Consider the following 16,496-nt stretch of genomic DNA (forward strand, 5'->3'; position numbering starts at 1 on the left):
CTTGCGGCTCCGATTTTCGCCGGTGCGTTTCGGCCTTTCGGCTTCTTCGCGTTTCCGACTCTAGCAGATCCGGTTTCGCTTCGATTCCGGTTCCGATTTCCGTCGGAGGGGTTTTGCCTTTCGGCTGATCCGACTTTATCAGATTGCTCTGGGTCGGAATTCCGCCTGGTGTCGGAAGCCATCCGTACGCGCAGGCGTGCGGGGCTTCCCGTTCAGGCGGAGCCGTAAACGTACTGGAGCGGGGCGCCCGGATGCAAATCCAGGCGCCCCGCTCCGACTTGAGTACCTTCGTACGACTCCGTGCGTCAGACCTCGACGACCACGGGGAGGATCATCGGGCGGCGGCGGTAGTTGTCCGACACCCACTTGCCGACCGAGCGGCGGACCAGCTGCTGGAGCTGGTGGGGCTCCGTGATGCCGTCCTGGGCCGACTTGGCGAGGGCCTCGTCGATCTTGGGGATCACGGCGGAGAAGGCCGCATCGTCGATTCCCGAGCCACGGGCGTGGATGTTCGGACCACCGACGATCTTGCCGGTGCTGCTGTCCACGACGACGTAGACGGAGATGATGCCTTCGTCGCCCAGGATCCGGCGGTCCTTGAGGTGGGCCTCGGTGACATCGCCGACCGACAGGCCGTCGACGTAGACATAGCCCGCCTGGACCTTGCCGGAGATCCTCGCGACGCCGTCGATCAGGTCGACCACGACGCCGTCCTCGGCGATGACGATCCGGTCCTTCGGCACGCCGGTCAGCGCGCCCAGCTCGGCGTTGGCGCGCAGATGGCGCCATTCGCCGTGCACCGGCATGAGGTTCCTCGGCTTGCAGATGTTGTAGAAGTACAGCAGCTCGCCGGCCGAGGCGTGGCCCGAGACATGGACCTTGGCGTTGCCCTTGTGGACGACGTTGGCGCCCCAGCGGGTCAGTCCGTTGATGACCCGGTAGACCGCGTTCTCGTTGCCGGGGATGAGCGAGGACGCCAGGATCACGGTGTCGCCCTGGACGATCCGGATCTGGTGGTCGCGGTTGGCCATCCGGGACAGCGCCGCCATCGGCTCGCCCTGGGAGCCCGTGCAGACCAGCACGACCTCGTCGTCGGGGAGGTCGTCGAGGGTCTTGACGTCGACGACCAGGCCGGCCGGGACCTTCAGATAGCCCAGCTCGCGGGCGATGCCCATGTTGCGGACCATCGAGCGGCCGACGAAGGCGACCCGGCGGCCGTACTCGTGGGCCGCGTCGAGGATCTGCTGGATGCGGTGCACATGGCTGGCGAAGCTGGCGACGATGATGCGCTTCTGGGCGTTCGCGAAGACCTGGCGCAGCACGTTGGAGATGTCGCGCTCGGGCGGGACGAAGCCGGGGACCTCGGCGTTCGTGGAGTCGGAGAGGAGGAGGTCGATGCCCTCCTCGCCGAGCCTGGCGAACGCGGGGAGGTCGGTGAGGCGGCGGTCCAGCGGGAGCTGGTCCATCTTGAAGTCACCGGTGTGGACGACCATGCCCGCGGGGGTGCGGATGGCGACGGCCAGCGCGTCGGGGATGGAGTGGTTGACCGCGACGAACTCGCAGTCGAAGGAGCCGATCTTCTCGGTGTGCCCCTCCTTCACCTCCAGGGTGTAGGGGCGGATCCGGTGCTCCTGGAGCTTCGCCTCGATCAGGGCGAGGGTCAGCTTCGAGCCGATGAGGGGGATGTCCGGCTTCTCGCGCAGGAGGTAGGGGACACCGCCGATGTGGTCCTCGTGACCGTGCGTGAGCACGATGCCGTCGATGTCGTCGAGGCGGTCCCTGATGGACGAGAAGTCCGGCAGGATCAGGTCGATTCCGGGCTGCTCCTCCTCGGGGAAGAGCACTCCGCAGTCGACGATCAGCAGCCGGCCGCCGTATTCGAAGACCGTCATGTTGCGGCCGATCTCACCCAGGCCGCCGAGGGGGGTGACGCGCAGGCCGCCCTTGGGAAGCTTCGGCGGGGCGCCGAGCTCAGGATGCGGATGACTCAAAAGACTCTCCTCACCACACACGCCACGCTGCCGTCGAGGCACGTGGCGCGCATGACATTCGTGCACTTGCTATGTGGCGGTTGTTGGTCCGTATTCAGTTATGAAGTCTGTGTTCAGAGCTGTACCCCGCCGGCGGCGAGATCGCGCTTGAGCTGTTCGGTCTCCTCGGGGGAGAGCTCGACGAGCGGCAGGCGCAGCGGGCCGGCGGGCAGGTTCTGCAGGCCGAGGGCGGCCTTGGTGGTGATCACGCCCTGGGTGCGGAACATGCCGGTGAAGACGGGCAGCAGCTTCTGGTGGATCTCGGTGGCCTTGGTGACGTCGCCGTTGAGGTGGGCGTCCAGGAGGGCGCGCAGCTCGGGGGTGACGATGTGGCCCACCACGGACACGAACCCCACGGCTCCGACCGAGAGCAGCGGGAGGTTCAGCATGTCGTCGCCGCTGTACCAGGCGAGACCGGAGCGGGCGATCGCCCAGCTGGCGCGGCCGAGGTCGCCCTTGGCGTCCTTGTTGGCGACGATCCGGGGGTGCTCGGCGAGCCGGACGATGGTCTCGGTGTTGATCGGGACGCCGCTGCGGCCGGGGATGTCATAGAGCATGACCGGCAGGTCGGTGGCGTCCGCGATGGCCGTGAAGTGCCGCAGCAGGCCCTCCTGCGGCGGCTTGCTGTAGTACGGCGTCACCGCGAGCAGGCCATGGGCACCGGCGTCCTGGGCGGCGCGGGCCAGCTCGAGGCTGTGACGGGTGTCGTTGGTGCCGGCTCCGGCGACGACGAAGGCGCGGTCGCCGACCGCTTCGACCACGGCGCGGACGAGCTGGGCTTTCTCCGCGTCGCTCGTGGTCGGGGACTCTCCAGTGGTGCCGTTGACGACGAGGCCGTCGTTACCGGCGTCCACCAGGTGTGCGGCGAGCCGCTGCGCGCCGTCGAGGTCGAGGGCGCCATCCGCCGTGAACGGCGTGACCATGGCGGTCAGCACCCGCCCGAAGGGGGTCTGCGGTGTGGAAGTCGGAGCCATGGGTCCCACGCTACTCGTAGCTCACCGCGGGGTGCGCCTCCGGGGAGCAGGGATGTGGACTCCGGCACTGCCTGCTCGGGGGTTCAAGCAGTGCCGGGTCCGTCTGTTCAGCGTAGATGAACTTCTCAAAGTGCCGCAATCCGGACATCTCGCACGCCTACCCTGCGCGCCCGGCATCCGGCCCGCCGCCTGGGCTTTACGGCGCGATCCGGCCGTTGGCGTTGAATGCGCCGTACGTGAGCGGCATGAGCTTGGACCAGTGGGCCTCCATCTGCTCCCCGACCATTTCGATCTCGCGCTGCGGGAAGGACGGCACCTTCGCCTGCTCGTGCTGGGTGCGCAGGCCGAGGAAGTGCATCAGCGAGCGAGCGTTGCAGGTCGCGTACATGGAGGAGAACAGGCCGACGGGGAGGACCGCGCGGGCGACCTCGCGGGCGACGCCGGCGGCGAGCATCTCCTGATAGGCCTCGTACGCCTGGCGGTAGGAGTCCTCCATGACGCGGCCGGTGAGCTCGTGCTGCGCCGGGGTGCCCTCGACGAACTCGTACTTGCCCGGGCGGCCCTGCTGGACGAGCTTGCGGGACTCACCGGGGACGTAGAAGACCGGCTCCAGCTGGCGGTAGCGACCGGACTCCTCGTTGTACGACCAGCCGACGCGGTGGCGCATGAACTCGCGGAAGACGAAGATCGGTGCGCTGATGAAGAACGTCATGGAGTTGTGCTCGAAGGGGCTGCCGTGCCGGTCCCGCATCAGGTAGTTGATCAAGCCCTTGGAGCGCTCCGGGTCCTTCTGCAGCTCCTCGAGGGACTGCTCGCCGGCCGTGGAGACGCGGGCCGCCCACAGCACGTCGCTGTCCGCGGCGCTGTGCTTGACCAGCTCGACCGTCACCTCGCTCCGGAAGCTGACGGCTGTGCCGTCGGGGCTCTCAGTGCTGTCGGCGGGGGTGTGGGACACCGGCGGTTCCTTCCGTTCGATCCTCGTGCGCGACCAGCCTACGGCCCGCCACTGACAGCCCAGAGAATGCGGCGTGATGCCGCGTTAGCCGCAAAAGGGACGGTCTGTAGCAGGGCGTGGAGCGGGAGTTGATATTTTTCACAGAAGTCTCGGAAAACGGGCACCAATCGGACGCCACACACGTCTAACCCTGTGACAGTGCCCACTACGAGGTTCCTAGGAGAGCCCGCTCATGTTCCGCCGGCGAGAGCCCGTCCCGTTCGCCTTCGTTGCCGAGGCAGACCGGTTCCGCAGCAATGTCACTCCCCCGCCGCGCGAGCGCGCCTCCCGTGCGCAGCTCCTCGGCCAGTCACTGATCACGCTGACAGTCGTGGGCGGCCTGGCCGGCGCCCTGCTGTTCGGCGTTCCCGCACTGCAGCAGGACAGCTCGGCCTCGAATCGGACGCATCAGTCCGAGGCGGCCCATCGCTGAACGGGCGAGCGGAGCGGACCACCGAGTGGTTCCGCTCCGCAGGTCCCGATAGCCTCACCGGTCACAGCTTCCTCAGCACGTTCGTCAGTGCTGAGCCGCCCCGAGTGAGGATCAGCCGTGCCCCTGCCCTTCCTGACGGCCGACCGCGACCTCGATGCCGATGCCGCGGAATCGGCCGCGCTGCCGCATGACGAGCCCGACCACTGGCGCCGTCCCTACCGCCCCGGACCGTGGCGGGTGGGGGCGGCGTCCGTGCTTTTGCTGCTCGCCTCGTTCGTGCTGCTCTCCTCGATGATCATCGCGATGGCGGGCTCACTGCCCGGCGCCGGGATCGTCGCGGCGATCGGCGCACTGACGATCGCCCTCGCACTGCGGCTGCTGAGGGTGGGCCTGTGGGTCAGCTCGCACGGCCTGCGGCAGGTGAACCTGCTGCGTACGACCACGGAGCCGTGGAGCGCCCTCGCCTCGGTGGGTACCCGCCAGCAGCCGGTGCGCTGGCTGGGGCTGCCACGGACGGTGCAGGGGCAGGCGCTGGTCGTCGACCGCAGGCGGGGCGAGCCGCTCCGGACCCTGGTCACCGACCACAACGCCGACTTCCTCCACCGCCCGGAGGCGTTCGAACGGGCCACCGACGTGCTGGAGGCCTGGGCGGCGGAGTACCGCGCCTGAGTCCTCATCCGGTCGATCAGGGCCGGACAGGCCCCGGGGCGCGACCGGCGGGACCGATCGCGCCCCGGGTCAGGACGCCTGGGACGGCGCGCCGTCGTGCAGAGCGATCGCGCGCTGCATGGCCTTGCGGGCGCGCGGGGTGTCCCGGGCGTCGTGGTAGGCGACCGCCAGGCGGAACCACGTGCGCCAGTCGCCGGGCGCTTCCTCCGTCTCGGCCTGCCTCCGGGCGAAGACCGCGTCGGCCGCGGCCCGGTCGATCCGGCCGCCGGGGGTCCGCTCCAGCTCGTCGACCGGCAGTCCGCCCTCGGCCTCCAGCGCGTGCGCCAGCCGGTGCGCGTCGCGCGCGAAGCGGGTGTTGTGCCAGAGGAACCACGCGCCGATGCACGGCAGCACGAAGGCCACCGCGCCCATCCCCATCGCGGCCGGCTCGCCGGTCAGCAGCAGGAGTACGCCCTCCAGCGCCACCACGCCGAAGACGATCACCAGCACGGTGGCGAGGAAGAAGTACGTGATCTTGCCGCCCATGACCGTCCGCCTCAGTCCAGGTCGAGGAAGTGTTCCAGGCCCACGGTCAGGCCCGGCGTGCTCACCACGCGGCGCACACCGAGCAGGATGCCCGGCATGAAGCTGCTGTGGTGCAGCGAGTCATGGCGGATGGTGAGCGTCTCGCCCTCGCCGCCGAACAGCACCTCCTGGTGGGCCAGCAGCCCGCGCAGCCGTACCGAGTGCACCGGCACGCCGTCCACGTCCGCGCCGCGGGCACCGTCCAGCGCGGTGCTGGTGGCGTCCGGCTGCGGGGCGCAGCCGGCCTCCTCACGGGCCTTGGCGATCAGCTGGGCGGTGCGGGCCGCGGTGCCGGACGGGGCGTCCGCCTTCTTCGGGTGGTGCAGCTCGACGACCTCGACCGACTCGAAGAAGCGTGCCGCCTGCTGGGCGAACCGCATGGTCAGCACCGCACCGATGGAGAAGTTCGGGGCGATCAGCACGCCCGCCTCCGGCGAGGCGGCGAGCGAGGTGCGCAGCTGCGCGAGGCGCTCGTCGGTCCAGCCGGTGGTGCCGACCACCGCGTGGATGCCGTGTCGCACGCAGAAGTCGAGGTTGCCCATCACCGCGCCGGGGTTGGTCAGCTCGACCACGACCTGGGCGCCGGCCTCGACCAGCGTCTCCAGCTTGTCCCCCCGGCCGAGCCCGGCGACCAGCTCCATGTCCTCGGCGGCCTCGACGGCCCGTACGGCCTCGGAGCCGATGCGTCCCTGGGCTCCGAGTACGGCCACGCGCAGCTTGCTCATCGTTTCCAGTCTCTCTCTCGGTGGTACGGCGGCGGGCCTAGGCGACGACGTCGTCCAGGCGGGCCGCCTGCCGGTCCTTCAGGGGGCCGATGACGGACAGCGAGGGGCGGTGGCCGAGCACGTCGCGGGCCACCTCGCGGACCTCGTCGGGGGTGACGGCCGCTATCCGGGCGAGCATCTCGTCGACCGACATCTGCCCGCCCCAGCACAGCTCGCTCTTGCCGATGCGGTGCATCAGCGCGCCGGTGTCCTCCAGGCCGAGGACGGTGGATCCGCGCAGCTGGCCGATGGCGCGGTGGATCTCGTCGTCGCTGAGGCCGTGCGCCGCCACCTGGTCGAGCTCGTCGCGGCAGATCTTCAGGACGTCGTGCACCTGGCTGGGGCGGCAGCCGGCGTAGACCCCGAAGAGGCCGCAGTCGGCGAAGCCCGAGGTGTACGAGTACACGCTGTAGGCCAGGCCGCGCTTCTCCCGGACCTCCTGGAAGAGCCGGGACGACATGCCGCCGCCCAGGGCCGTGTTCAGCACGCCCATCGCCCATCGGCGGTCGTCGGTGCGTGCCATGCCGGGCATCCCGAGGATCACATGGGCCTGCTCGGTCCTGCGGTTGAGCAGCTCCACGCGGCCGGCGGTGCGGATGGCGCGGGCGCCGGAGCGCGGGGCGATCGGGACGGCGTCCGTCCGCTCCAGTGCCCCGGCCTGCTCGAAGGCGCGGCGGACCATGCGGACGACCTTGGCGTGGTCGATGTTGCCGGCGGCGGTGACGACCAGGTGCGTGGGGTCGTAGTGCTTCTTGTAGAACCGGCGGACGCGGTCGGCGGTGAGGGCGTTGACGGTGTCGACGGTGCCCAGGACCGGGCGGCCGAGCGGGGTGTCGCCGAGCATGGTGTGCGCGAACAGGTCGTGCACACAGTCGCCGGGGTCGTCCTCGGTCATCGCGATCTCTTCGAGGATGACCCCGCGCTCGGCGTCCACGTCCTCGGCCTCGATCAGCGAGCCGGTGAGCATGTCGCAGACCACGTCTATGGCCAGCGGCAGGTCGGTGTCGAGCACCCGCGCGTAGTAGCAGGTGTACTCCTTCGCGGTGAAGGCGTTCATCTCGCCGCCGACCGCGTCGATGGCGGCGGAGATGTCCAGCGCGCTGCGCCGCTCGGTGCCCTTGAAGAGCAGGTGCTCGAGGTAGTGCGTGGCGCCGTTGAGGGACGGGGTCTCGTCGCGGGAGCCGACGTGCGCCCAGATCCCGAAGGTCACCGAGCGGACCGACGGCAGCGTCTCGGTGACGATGCGCAGACCGCCGGGGAGGGTGGTCCTACGGACCGTGCCGGCGCCCGCGGTGCCCTTGAGAAGCGTTTGGGTACGGGCGACGGCCCGCCCCTCCGAAGAGGTGCGGGCCGTCGTCCTGTGCGTACGGGACGTCACTTGTCGGTGTCGTCCTTCGTGTCGTCCTTCGTGTCGGCCTTGGCGGTGTCTTCCTCCTCGATCACGGGGATCAGGGAGAGCTTGCCGCGCTGGTCGATCTCGGCGATCTCGACCTGGACCTTGGCGCCCACCGCGAGCACGTCCTCGACGTTCTCCACGCGCTTGCCGCCGGCGAGCTTGCGGATCTGCGAGATGTGCAGCAGGCCGTCCTTGCCCGGGAGCAGGGAGACGAACGCACCGAAGGTGGTGGTCTTGACGACCGTGCCCAGGTAGCGCTCGCCGACCTCCGGCATGGTCGGGTTGGCGATGCCGTTGATCGTGGCGCGGGCGGCCTCGGCGGCCGGGCCGTCGGCGGCACCGATGTAGATGGTGCCGTCGTCCTCGATCGTGATGTCGGCGCCGGTGTCCTCCTGGATCTGGTTGATCATCTTGCCCTTGGGGCCGATGACCTCACCGATCTTGTCCACCGGGATCTTGACGGTGATGATCCGCGGCGCGTTCGGGGACATCTCGTCCGGAACGTCGATCGCCTCGTTCATCACGTCCAGGATGTGCATCCGGGCGTCGCGGGCCTGCTTGAGGGCCGCGGCCAGGACGGAGGCCGGGATGCCGTCCAGCTTGGTGTCGAGCTGGAGGGCGGTCACGAAGGTCTTCGTGCCGGCGACCTTGAAGTCCATGTCACCGAAGGCGTCCTCCGCACCGAGGATGTCGGTGAGGGTGACGTAGTGGGTCTCGCCGTCGATCTCCTGGGAGATCAGACCCATGGCGATGCCCGCGACCGGGGCCTTGAGCGGCACACCGGCGTTGAACAGCGACATGGTCGAGGCGCAGACCGAGCCCATGGACGTGGATCCGTTGGAGCCGAGGGCCTCGGAGACCTGACGGATCGCGTACGGGAACTCCTCGCGGGTCGGCAGCACCGGCGTCAGCGCGCGCTCGGCGAGCGCACCGTGGCCGATCTCGCGGCGCTTGGGGGAGCCGACGCGACCGGTCTCACCGGTGGAGTAGGGCGGGAAGTTGTAGTTGTGCATGTAGCGCTTGCGGGTCACCGGGGAGAGGGTGTCCAGCTGCTGCTCCATACGGAGCATGTTGAGGGTGGTGACGCCCAGGATCTGGGTCTCGCCACGCTCGAACAGCGCGGAACCGTGCACCCGCGGGATGGCCTCGACCTCGGCGGCCAGCGTACGGATGTCCGTGACGCCGCGGCCGTCGATGCGCTTCTTCTCCTTGATGACGCGCTCACGGACCAGGGTCTTGGTCAGCGAGCGGTACGCGGCGGAGATCTCCTTCTCGCGGCCCTCGAACTCCGGCAGCAGCTTCTCGGCGGCCAGGCCCTTGACGCGGTCCAGCTCGGACTCGCGCTCCTGCTTGCCGGCGATGGTCAGCGCCTGGGCGAGCTCGTCCTTGACGGCCTTGGTGAGGGCCTCCAGGACGTCGTCCTGGTAGTCGAGGAAGATCGGGAACTCGCCGACCGGCTTGGCGGCCTTGGCGGCGAGGTCCGACTGCGCCTTGCACAGGACCTTGATGAAGGGCTTCGCGGCCTCGAGACCGGCGGCCACGACCTCCTCGGTCGGGGCCTCGGCACCGTCCTTGACCAGCTGGATGGTCTTCTCGGTGGCCTCGGCCTCGACCATCATGATCGCGACGTCGCCGTCCGGGAGGACGCGGCCGGCCACGACCATGTCGAAGACGGCGTCCTCGAGCTCGGTGTGGGTCGGGAAGGCCACCCACTGGCCCTTGATCAGGGCGACGCGGGTACCACCGATGGGGCCGGAGAAGGGCAGGCCGGCCAGCTGCGTGGAGCAGGAGGCGGCGTTGATGGCGACCACGTCGTAGAGGTGGTCGGGGTTGAGCGCCATGATCGTCTCGACGATCTGGATCTCGTTGCGCAGGCCCTTCTTGAAGGACGGGCGCAGCGGGCGGTCGATCAGGCGACAGGTGAGGATGGCGTCCTCGGAGGGACGGCCCTCACGACGGAAGAAGGAGCCGGGGATCTTCCCGGCTGCGTACATCCGCTCCTCGACGTCGACGGTCAGCGGGAAGAAGTCCAGCTGGTCCTTCGGGTTCTTGGAGGCGGTGGTGGCCGACAGCACCATGGTGTCGTCGTCCAGGTACGCGACGGCGGAGCCGGCGGCCTGCTTGGCCAGGCGGCCCGTCTCGAAGCGGATGGTGCGGGTGCCGAAGGAGCCGTTGTCGATCACGGCTTCGGCGTAGTGGGTCTCGTTCTCCACCAGGAATATCTCCTCGTCTGCGTCTGCTGCCCGTATGGCGGCAGACCGTCTTCGGTGGAGCGCCGGTGCGGGCCGGTCTTCGATCGAAGCACCCGGAGAGGGGTCGCATGCCGTGCATGGACCGTCCGGGGGCCACTACCGAGGACCGGCGGCCAGGAGGCGCTCCTACCGCGTTCAGTTTTGCGATATGGCACCAGACTACAAAGCTTCCGTCCACCGTGAGATGGCGTAGGCGTCCGGTGCGTACGGCAAAGGGAGCGGCCCCCGGTGGGAACCGCTCCCTTTACGGCGTCTTACTTGGCGCCCGCCGCGCCGCGGCGGATGCCCAGGCGCTCGACCAGCGCGCGGAAGCGCGTGATGTCCTTCTTCGCCAGGTACTGCAGCAGGCGACGGCGCTGGCCGACGAGCAGCAGCAGACCACGGCGGGAGTGGTGGTCGTGCTTGTGGGTCTTGAGGTGCTCGGTCAGGTCCGAGATGCGGCGGGTGAGCATCGCGACCTGGACCTCGGGGGAGCCGGTGTCACCCTCCTTGGTGGCGAACTCGGCCATGATCTGCTTCTTCGTAGCGGCGTCGAGCGACACGCGGTACTCCTCTGGGTTTCGGTCCGTGAGCGCCCCTGGTTTGCCTCACAGGGAATCTTGGATGACTCGACCGGACCGTCACACAGCGTACCAGCTGCGAAACGGCCCCCCGACCGGGTGGTCGGGGGGCCGTGGCACGGGCGGGGCGGCGCTAGCTGCCGGTGAGCCCGCGCACCTCGTTGTAGACGTCCAGGACCGCCAGGCACAGCGGCACCAGGGACAGCAGGACCAGGCCGTCGAAGACGTCGAAGATCCGGCCCCAGAAGGGGGTGACGCCCTTGCGCGGGACGACCAGGCCGACGCCGACCAGGAGGGCGGCGCCCACCGCGATGCTGCTGGAGAACCAGACGGTGCGGATGTTCAGCGGACCGGAGTCCTGGTACTGCATGAGGTCGACGAAGATGTCCGTCGGCGGGTGCAGCGTGATGCCCAGGATCAGCAGGACGATCGTCAGGATGCCGGCGATGGTCAGGCAGGCGACCTGCGCGGTGTAGTCGAAGAGCCGGGCACGCAGCATGATCGTGATGCCCGCGGCCAGGGCCAGCAGCTGGGCCCACATGTTGTCGGAGAAGCCGAGGACGATACCGGCCGAGCCCACGACCAGGGCGGCGCAGCCGGCGACGAGGCCGAGCAGCAGCTCGTGGCCGCGCTTGGCCTGGTTGCCGATCTTGACGAAGTCGACGGACTCGGTCTCGCCGCCGTTGTCGAAGGAGCCCTTGGCGATCTGGTCGGGCGACTTGTAGCCGATGGGCAGGCGGGCGAAGCGGGCGGAGAGGCCGGGCAGCCAGGCGACCATCGCGATGGCGACGACGGCGGTGACGGCGGCGACCTCGCGGGGCTGGGCGTCGGTGAGGATCGCGGCGAAGACCGCGAGGGTGCCGATGGCGGACAGGAAGGCGGCCGCGACGAAGGGCGCGTCACCGCGCGGCAGCAGGACCACCAGGAGCACGGAGGCGATCAGTACGGTCACGCAGCCGACGAGCAGGTGCAGCCGGCCGGGGCCGGCGCCCTCGTCGACGGGGAAGATGCCGGAGCCGGCGATCAGCAGATGCGGCAGCGCGGCCAGGCCCAGCGCGATGGAGGAGGCGTGGTCGTCGTAGACCCGGGCGCGGACACCGGCCAGGGCGACCAGGACGATGCCGACGACGCCGGCGATGATGCCCGGCAGGCGGTGCATGTCGCGGTCGACGGGGTTGGAGAACCACAGGGCGAACGCCATCATCACGAGCAGCAGCACACCGGCGGTGAGGCCGACGACGTGCATCAGGTCGTCGCTCCAGCGGCTGCGGTTGCGCTTGACCGCGGAGGCGACGGCGTCGGAGACGTCGTCGAAGACCGGGAGCGGCAGCGATTCGGCGAACGGCTTCAGCAGCAGCAGGTCGCCGTCGAGGATCTGCTGCTGCGCGAGCGACTGCCCGGCGTCGAGGACCGTGCCGTCGCGGCGTACGAGGTGGTAGCCGGTCGGTGCGCCTTCAGCCTGGGACTGCCCGGAGAGCCGCAGGATCTCCGGATAAATGTCGACGAGTGCGACGTCCTCCGGCAGAGCCACGTCGATCCGTGCGTCCGGCGCGGCGACTGTGACCCGGCAAAAGCCGGTGCCAGTGCTCGTGCTCACCTGGCGGTTCCCCCTATCCGTTGGGCGTTTTGTCGCTTCGCGCGCCGTATATATAGAGCCGTCACTGCGGGGCTGTGGCACGCTCGCGAGGCGTCAGCGTACCGTCCAATTCAGCGACCGCCCCACCCGCCCCGAGACTTGACGCTTAACAGTAGGATCAACGCCTGGTTCGGGCCAAGGACTTGGCTCGGGGGGACCGTCGAATCCAACGGGGGCGGTCCGAGACTGCGAGATGCATGAAGGACTGATGCCTCGGTGAGCGTTGTCATCGTCAAGCGCCCGCCCCGCGCGCTGCCACCCGAAGTCCCCTCGGAGGAGGTGACACTCGAGGCACCTCCGGAGCTGCCGCGTGAAGGCGAATCGGAGAACATGCTGATGACCCTTATGCCCATGATGGGCATGGCGTCATCCGCGGGATTCCTGTTCATGGGCAACCAGCCGTTCATGAAAATCATGGGCGGCTTTATGGTGGCGTCCACTCTGGCAATGGCGATCGTACAGATCGTCAAAGCCCGTCAGGGGCCTTCCGGACAAATGCTTCAGGAGCGTCAGGATTACCTCAAGTACCTGACGCAGAAGCGGAAAGAGGTGCGTCGCACCGCGCGCAAGCAGCGGGACGCGCAGCTCTTCACGCACCCCGACCCGAGCCAGTTGTGGTCCATCGTGGCCGAGGGCAAACGGGTGTGGGAACGGCGGGCGACCGACCCCGACTTCGGGCAGGTGCGTCTCGGGCTCGGGCCGCAGCAGCTGGCCACCCCGCTGAGGGCGCCGGAGACCGCACCGGTCGACGAGCTGGAACCGCTCACCGCGCATGCGATGAAGGAGTTCCTCGACAAGCACGGGCAGTTGGACAACCTGCCGCTGGCGGTCTCGCTGCGCGCCTTCTACCACCTGACCGTCTCCGGCGACCCGGACACGGTCTACGGCGCCTCGCGCGCGATCATCGCCCAGCTGTGCACCCTGCACTCGCCCGAGGACCTGGTGGTGGCGGTCGTCGCCGCGCCCGGTGCGCAGGCCGAGTGGGAGTGGACGAAGTGGCTGCCGCAGGTCCAGGACAAGTCCACCGACGGCGCGGGCAGCCGCCGGCTGGTCGTCGGCGACCTCGGTGAGGTCGAGGAGCTGCTGGCGGACGAGCTGGAGGGCCGCGGGCGGTTCAACCCGCAGGGCACTCCGGTGACCGACACCCCGCATGTGGTGATCGTGCTCGACGGCGGCGAGGTCCCGATGGACTCGGTGATCGCCGGTGCCGAGGGCCTGCAGGGCGTCACCATCCTGGAGGTCGTCCCGGGCGACCTGGACGAGATCCGCGGCGGTCTGGCCGTACAGGTGTGGCCGGGCAAGCTGGTGCTGGAGTCGGCCAGCGGCGCGGTCTACCACGGTGTCTGCGACACCCTGTCGATCGCCGAGTCGGAGGCGCTGGCGCGTCAGCTGGCCCCGCTGCGGGCGGGTTCGGGTGCCGACGGCGAGGAACCGCTGCTGTCCGCCCTGGACTTCACCGACCTGCTCAACATCGGCGACGCCGGTTCCCTGGACGTGTCGCGTACGTGGCGGCCCCGGACGCTGGCCGAGCGCCTGCGGGTCCCGATCGGTGTCGACCGCGACGGCCAGCCGGTCATGCTGGACATCAAGGAAGCCTCGCAGCAGGGCATGGGCCCGCACGGCCTGTGTGTCGGTGCGACCGGTTCCGGTAAGTCCGAGGTGCTGCGCACCCTGGTGCTGGCGCTCGCGGTCACGCACTCCTCGGAGACGCTGAACTTCATCCTCGCGGACTTCAAGGGTGGCGCCACCTTCACCGGTATGTCGGAGATGCCGCACGTCGCGGCGGTCATCACCAACCTCGGCGAGGACGTCACGCTGATCGACCGCATGCGCGACTCGATCACCGGTGAGCTCCAGCGGCGCCAGGAGCTGCTGCGCTCCGCGGGCAACTACGCCAACATCACCGACTACGAGAAGGCGCGTGCCGCGGGTGCCCCGCTGGACCCGCTGCCGTCGCTGGTGATGATCATCGACGAGTTCTCCGAGCTGCTCGCCGCCAAGCCCGACTTCATCGAGATGTTCATCCAGATCGGCCGCATCGGCCGATCGATGGGTGTGCACATGCTGCTCGCCTCGCAGCGTCTGGAAGAGGGCAAGCTGCGCGGTCTGGACACCTTCCTGTCCTACCGGCTGGGTCTGCGGACGTTCTCCGCGGCCGAGTCGCGGACCGCGATCGGTGTGCCGGACGCCTACCACCTGCCGAACGTCCCCGGTTCCGGCATCCTGAAGTACGACACCGAGACGATGGTCCAGTTCAAGGCCGCATACGTCTCCGGTACCTACCGCGGCCCGGGTGGCGGCGGCCGCAGCGGCCCCGGTGGCCGGTCGATGCGGATGCCGGTGCCCTTCACCGCGGCCCCGGTCATCGAGCAGATCATCGAGGAGCCGGTGGCCGTCGAGGCGGCCGAGCCGGAGATCGACGACGCGCTCGCCGACACCGTGCTGGACGTCATGGTCCAGCGGATGCAGGGCCAGGGCCCGCCGGCGCACCAGGTGTGGCTGCCGCCACTGGAGGAGGCGCCGACGGTCAACCAGCTGCTGCCGACGCTGGCGGTCACCCCCGAGCGGGGCGTGCACGCGGCCGAGTACACCGCGCTCGGCAAGCTCGTGGTGCCGGTCGCGCTGGTGGACAAGCCGTTCGAGCAGCGGCGCGACGTGATGTACCTGGACTTCTCCGCCGGTGCCGGTCACGGTCTGGTCGTGGGCGGTCCGCAGTCGGGCAAGTCGACCCTGATCCGTTCCGCCATCGCGGCGTTCTCGCTCACCCACACCCCTGCCGAGGTGCAGTTCTACTGCCTCGACTTCGGCGGCGGCGGCATGCTGACGATGGAGGGCCTGCCGCACGTCGGCGGTGTCGCCTCGCGTCTGGACGCGGAGAAGGTCCGCCGTACGGTCGCCGAGGTCGTCGGCATCCTCAACCAGCGTGAGGAGTTCTTCCGGCAGAACAGCATCGACTCGATCGCGACCTACCGCCAGCGGCGGGCCGCGGGCGCCTTCCCCGACGAGAAGTGGGGCGACGTCTTCCTGATCATCGATGGCTGGGCGACGTTCAAGACCGACTACGAGCAGCTCGACCCGGTGATCCTGGACATCGCCGCCCGGGGTCTCGGTTTCGGTGTCCACCTGATCATCGCCGGCGCCCGCTACACCGAGGTCCGCCCGGCGCTGCGCGACCAGCTCCTCAACCGCGTCGAGCTGCGCCTGGGCGACCCGATGGAGTCGGAGTTCGACCGCAAGCGCGCGGAGAACGTCCCGATGGGCAAGCCCGGCCGCGGTCTGTCCCCCGAGAAGCTCGACTTCCTCTCGGCGCTGCCGCGCCTGGACGGGATGAGCGACCCGGAGACGATCAGCGACGGCATCGCGAACCTGGTGTCGACGGTCAAGGAGCACTGGCAGGGCGAGCCCGCCCCGAAGGTGCGGATGCTGCCGACGATGCTGCGCGCCACCGATCTGCCCAAGGGCAGCGACTACCCGGAGCACGGGATCGCGATCGGTGTCGACGAGACCACGCTGTCGCCGGCGTTCATCGACTTCGAGACCGACCCGCTGCTGGTCATCTACGGCGAGAGCGAGTCGGGCAAGTCGTCGCTGCTGCGCCTGCTGACCAAGCAGATCGCCGAGCGGTACCCGTCCGACAAGGCGCTGATGGTGGTCTCCGACTACCGCCGCGCGCTGCTCGGCGAGGTCCCGGAGAGCCATCTGTACAAGTACTGCGCCGCGGGTCCGCAGCTGCAGGAGGTCATCAGCGGCCTGGCCGGTTCGCTGGGCCGACGGATGCCCGGACCGGACGTCACGCCGGAGCAGCTGCGCAACCGCAGCTGGTACGACCTGCCGGACGCGTTCGTGATCGTCGACGACTACGACCTGGTGGCGACCAGCAGCGGCAACCCGCTGCAGCCGCTGCTGGAGTACCTGCCGTTCGCCCGTGACCTGGGTCTGCGCCTGATCATCGCGCGCAGCTCCTCGGGTGCCGGACGGTCGTCGTTCGAACCGGTGATGCAGCGCACCAAGGAGCTCGGTGCGCAGGGCCTGATCCTGTCCGCCGACCCCGCCGAGGGTCCGCTGATGGGCAACGTCAAGGGTCAGCCCCTCACGCCCGGCCGGGCGACGTTCATCACCCGCAAGCGCGGTGCGCAGCTGGTCCAGACGGGCTGGCTGCCGGCCAACGGCCAGTAGCCGACGGCACGCACAACGGCGGTGGGGCGTCCCTCTCAGGAGGGGCGC

At 69.4% G+C, this 16,496-nt stretch carries 12 protein-coding genes; 3 read left to right on the forward strand and 9 right to left on the reverse strand.

Translation table 11 applies throughout. From position 1 onward, the window contains the following. Positions 1–305: 305 nt before the first annotated feature. The 3 genes from ACFWZH_RS38475 to thyX all read right to left on the reverse strand — a co-directional run bounded on the left by ACFWZH_RS38475 (position 306) and on the right by thyX (position 3,959). Positions 306–1,991, reverse strand: coding sequence for a ribonuclease J (locus tag ACFWZH_RS38475; protein WP_384442855.1), 1,686 nt, complete (start codon positions 1,989–1,991; stop codon positions 306–308). 113 nt (positions 1,992–2,104) lie between these two features. Beyond that, entirely contained in the window at positions 2,105–3,004 is a 900-nt protein-coding gene (dapA, locus tag ACFWZH_RS38480) for a 4-hydroxy-tetrahydrodipicolinate synthase (RefSeq protein WP_384442857.1), read from the reverse strand. A gap of 196 nt (positions 3,005–3,200) precedes the next feature. Further along, positions 3,201–3,959: an FAD-dependent thymidylate synthase gene (thyX, locus tag ACFWZH_RS38485; RefSeq protein WP_384442860.1), complete on the reverse strand. Its 759-nt coding sequence runs from the start codon at positions 3,957–3,959 to the stop codon at positions 3,201–3,203. A 232-nt stretch (positions 3,960–4,191) separates the two neighbouring features. Between thyX and ACFWZH_RS38490 the strand changes: the two genes are divergently transcribed. Next, positions 4,192–4,431 (forward strand): hypothetical protein, encoded by a 240-nt coding sequence (locus ACFWZH_RS38490; protein WP_384442863.1) that lies wholly within the window; start codon positions 4,192–4,194, stop codon positions 4,429–4,431. Positions 4,432–4,548: 117 nt separating this feature from the next. After that, the gene (locus ACFWZH_RS38495; protein ID WP_384442866.1) at positions 4,549–5,100 is read left to right on the forward strand and encodes a hypothetical protein; all 552 of its coding nucleotides are present in this window, start codon (positions 4,549–4,551) and stop codon (positions 5,098–5,100) included. Between the two features lie 69 nt (positions 5,101–5,169). Here the strand turns inward: ACFWZH_RS38495 and ACFWZH_RS38500 are convergent, their stop codons facing one another. From ACFWZH_RS38500 to eccD, 6 genes are all read right to left on the reverse strand, one after another. Next, positions 5,170–5,625 carry a hypothetical protein gene (locus ACFWZH_RS38500; protein ID WP_384442869.1) on the reverse strand — a complete coding sequence of 152 codons (456 nt, stop codon included), beginning with the start codon at positions 5,623–5,625 and terminating at the stop codon, positions 5,170–5,172. A gap of 11 nt (positions 5,626–5,636) precedes the next feature. Further along, entirely contained in the window at positions 5,637–6,389 is a 753-nt protein-coding gene (gene dapB, locus ACFWZH_RS38505) for a 4-hydroxy-tetrahydrodipicolinate reductase (protein WP_384442872.1), read from the reverse strand. Positions 6,390–6,426: 37 nt separating this feature from the next. Beyond that, a complete protein-coding gene (locus tag ACFWZH_RS38510) occupies positions 6,427–7,806 on the reverse strand; it encodes a M16 family metallopeptidase (protein ID WP_384442875.1) in 1,380 nt (459 codons plus the stop codon). After that, complete coding sequence (locus ACFWZH_RS38515) at positions 7,803–10,037, reverse strand: polyribonucleotide nucleotidyltransferase (RefSeq protein WP_384442878.1); 2,235 nt, start codon at positions 10,035–10,037, stop codon at positions 7,803–7,805. Before ACFWZH_RS38515 ends, ACFWZH_RS38510 begins: the two co-directional genes overlap by 4 nt. A gap of 293 nt (positions 10,038–10,330) precedes the next feature. Further along, the gene (gene rpsO, locus ACFWZH_RS38520; RefSeq protein WP_128511718.1) at positions 10,331–10,618 is read right to left on the reverse strand and encodes a 30S ribosomal protein S15; all 288 of its coding nucleotides are present in this window, start codon (positions 10,616–10,618) and stop codon (positions 10,331–10,333) included. A 151-nt stretch (positions 10,619–10,769) separates the two neighbouring features. Beyond that, positions 10,770–12,233: a type VII secretion integral membrane protein EccD gene (gene eccD / locus ACFWZH_RS38525; protein WP_384442882.1), complete on the reverse strand. Its 1,464-nt coding sequence runs from the start codon at positions 12,231–12,233 to the stop codon at positions 10,770–10,772. Between the two features lie 255 nt (positions 12,234–12,488). On the opposite strand from eccD, the gene eccCa reads away from it, so the two are divergent. Next, positions 12,489–16,448 carry a type VII secretion protein EccCa gene (gene eccCa / locus ACFWZH_RS38530; protein ID WP_384442885.1) on the forward strand — a complete coding sequence of 1,320 codons (3,960 nt, stop codon included), beginning with the start codon at positions 12,489–12,491 and terminating at the stop codon, positions 16,446–16,448. The last annotated feature ends 48 nt before the right edge of the window (positions 16,449–16,496 follow it).

Origin of the sequence: Streptomyces sp. NPDC059008, assembly GCF_042749045.1 — a bacterium.
GTDB lineage: Bacteria > Actinomycetota > Actinomycetes > Streptomycetales > Streptomycetaceae > Streptomyces.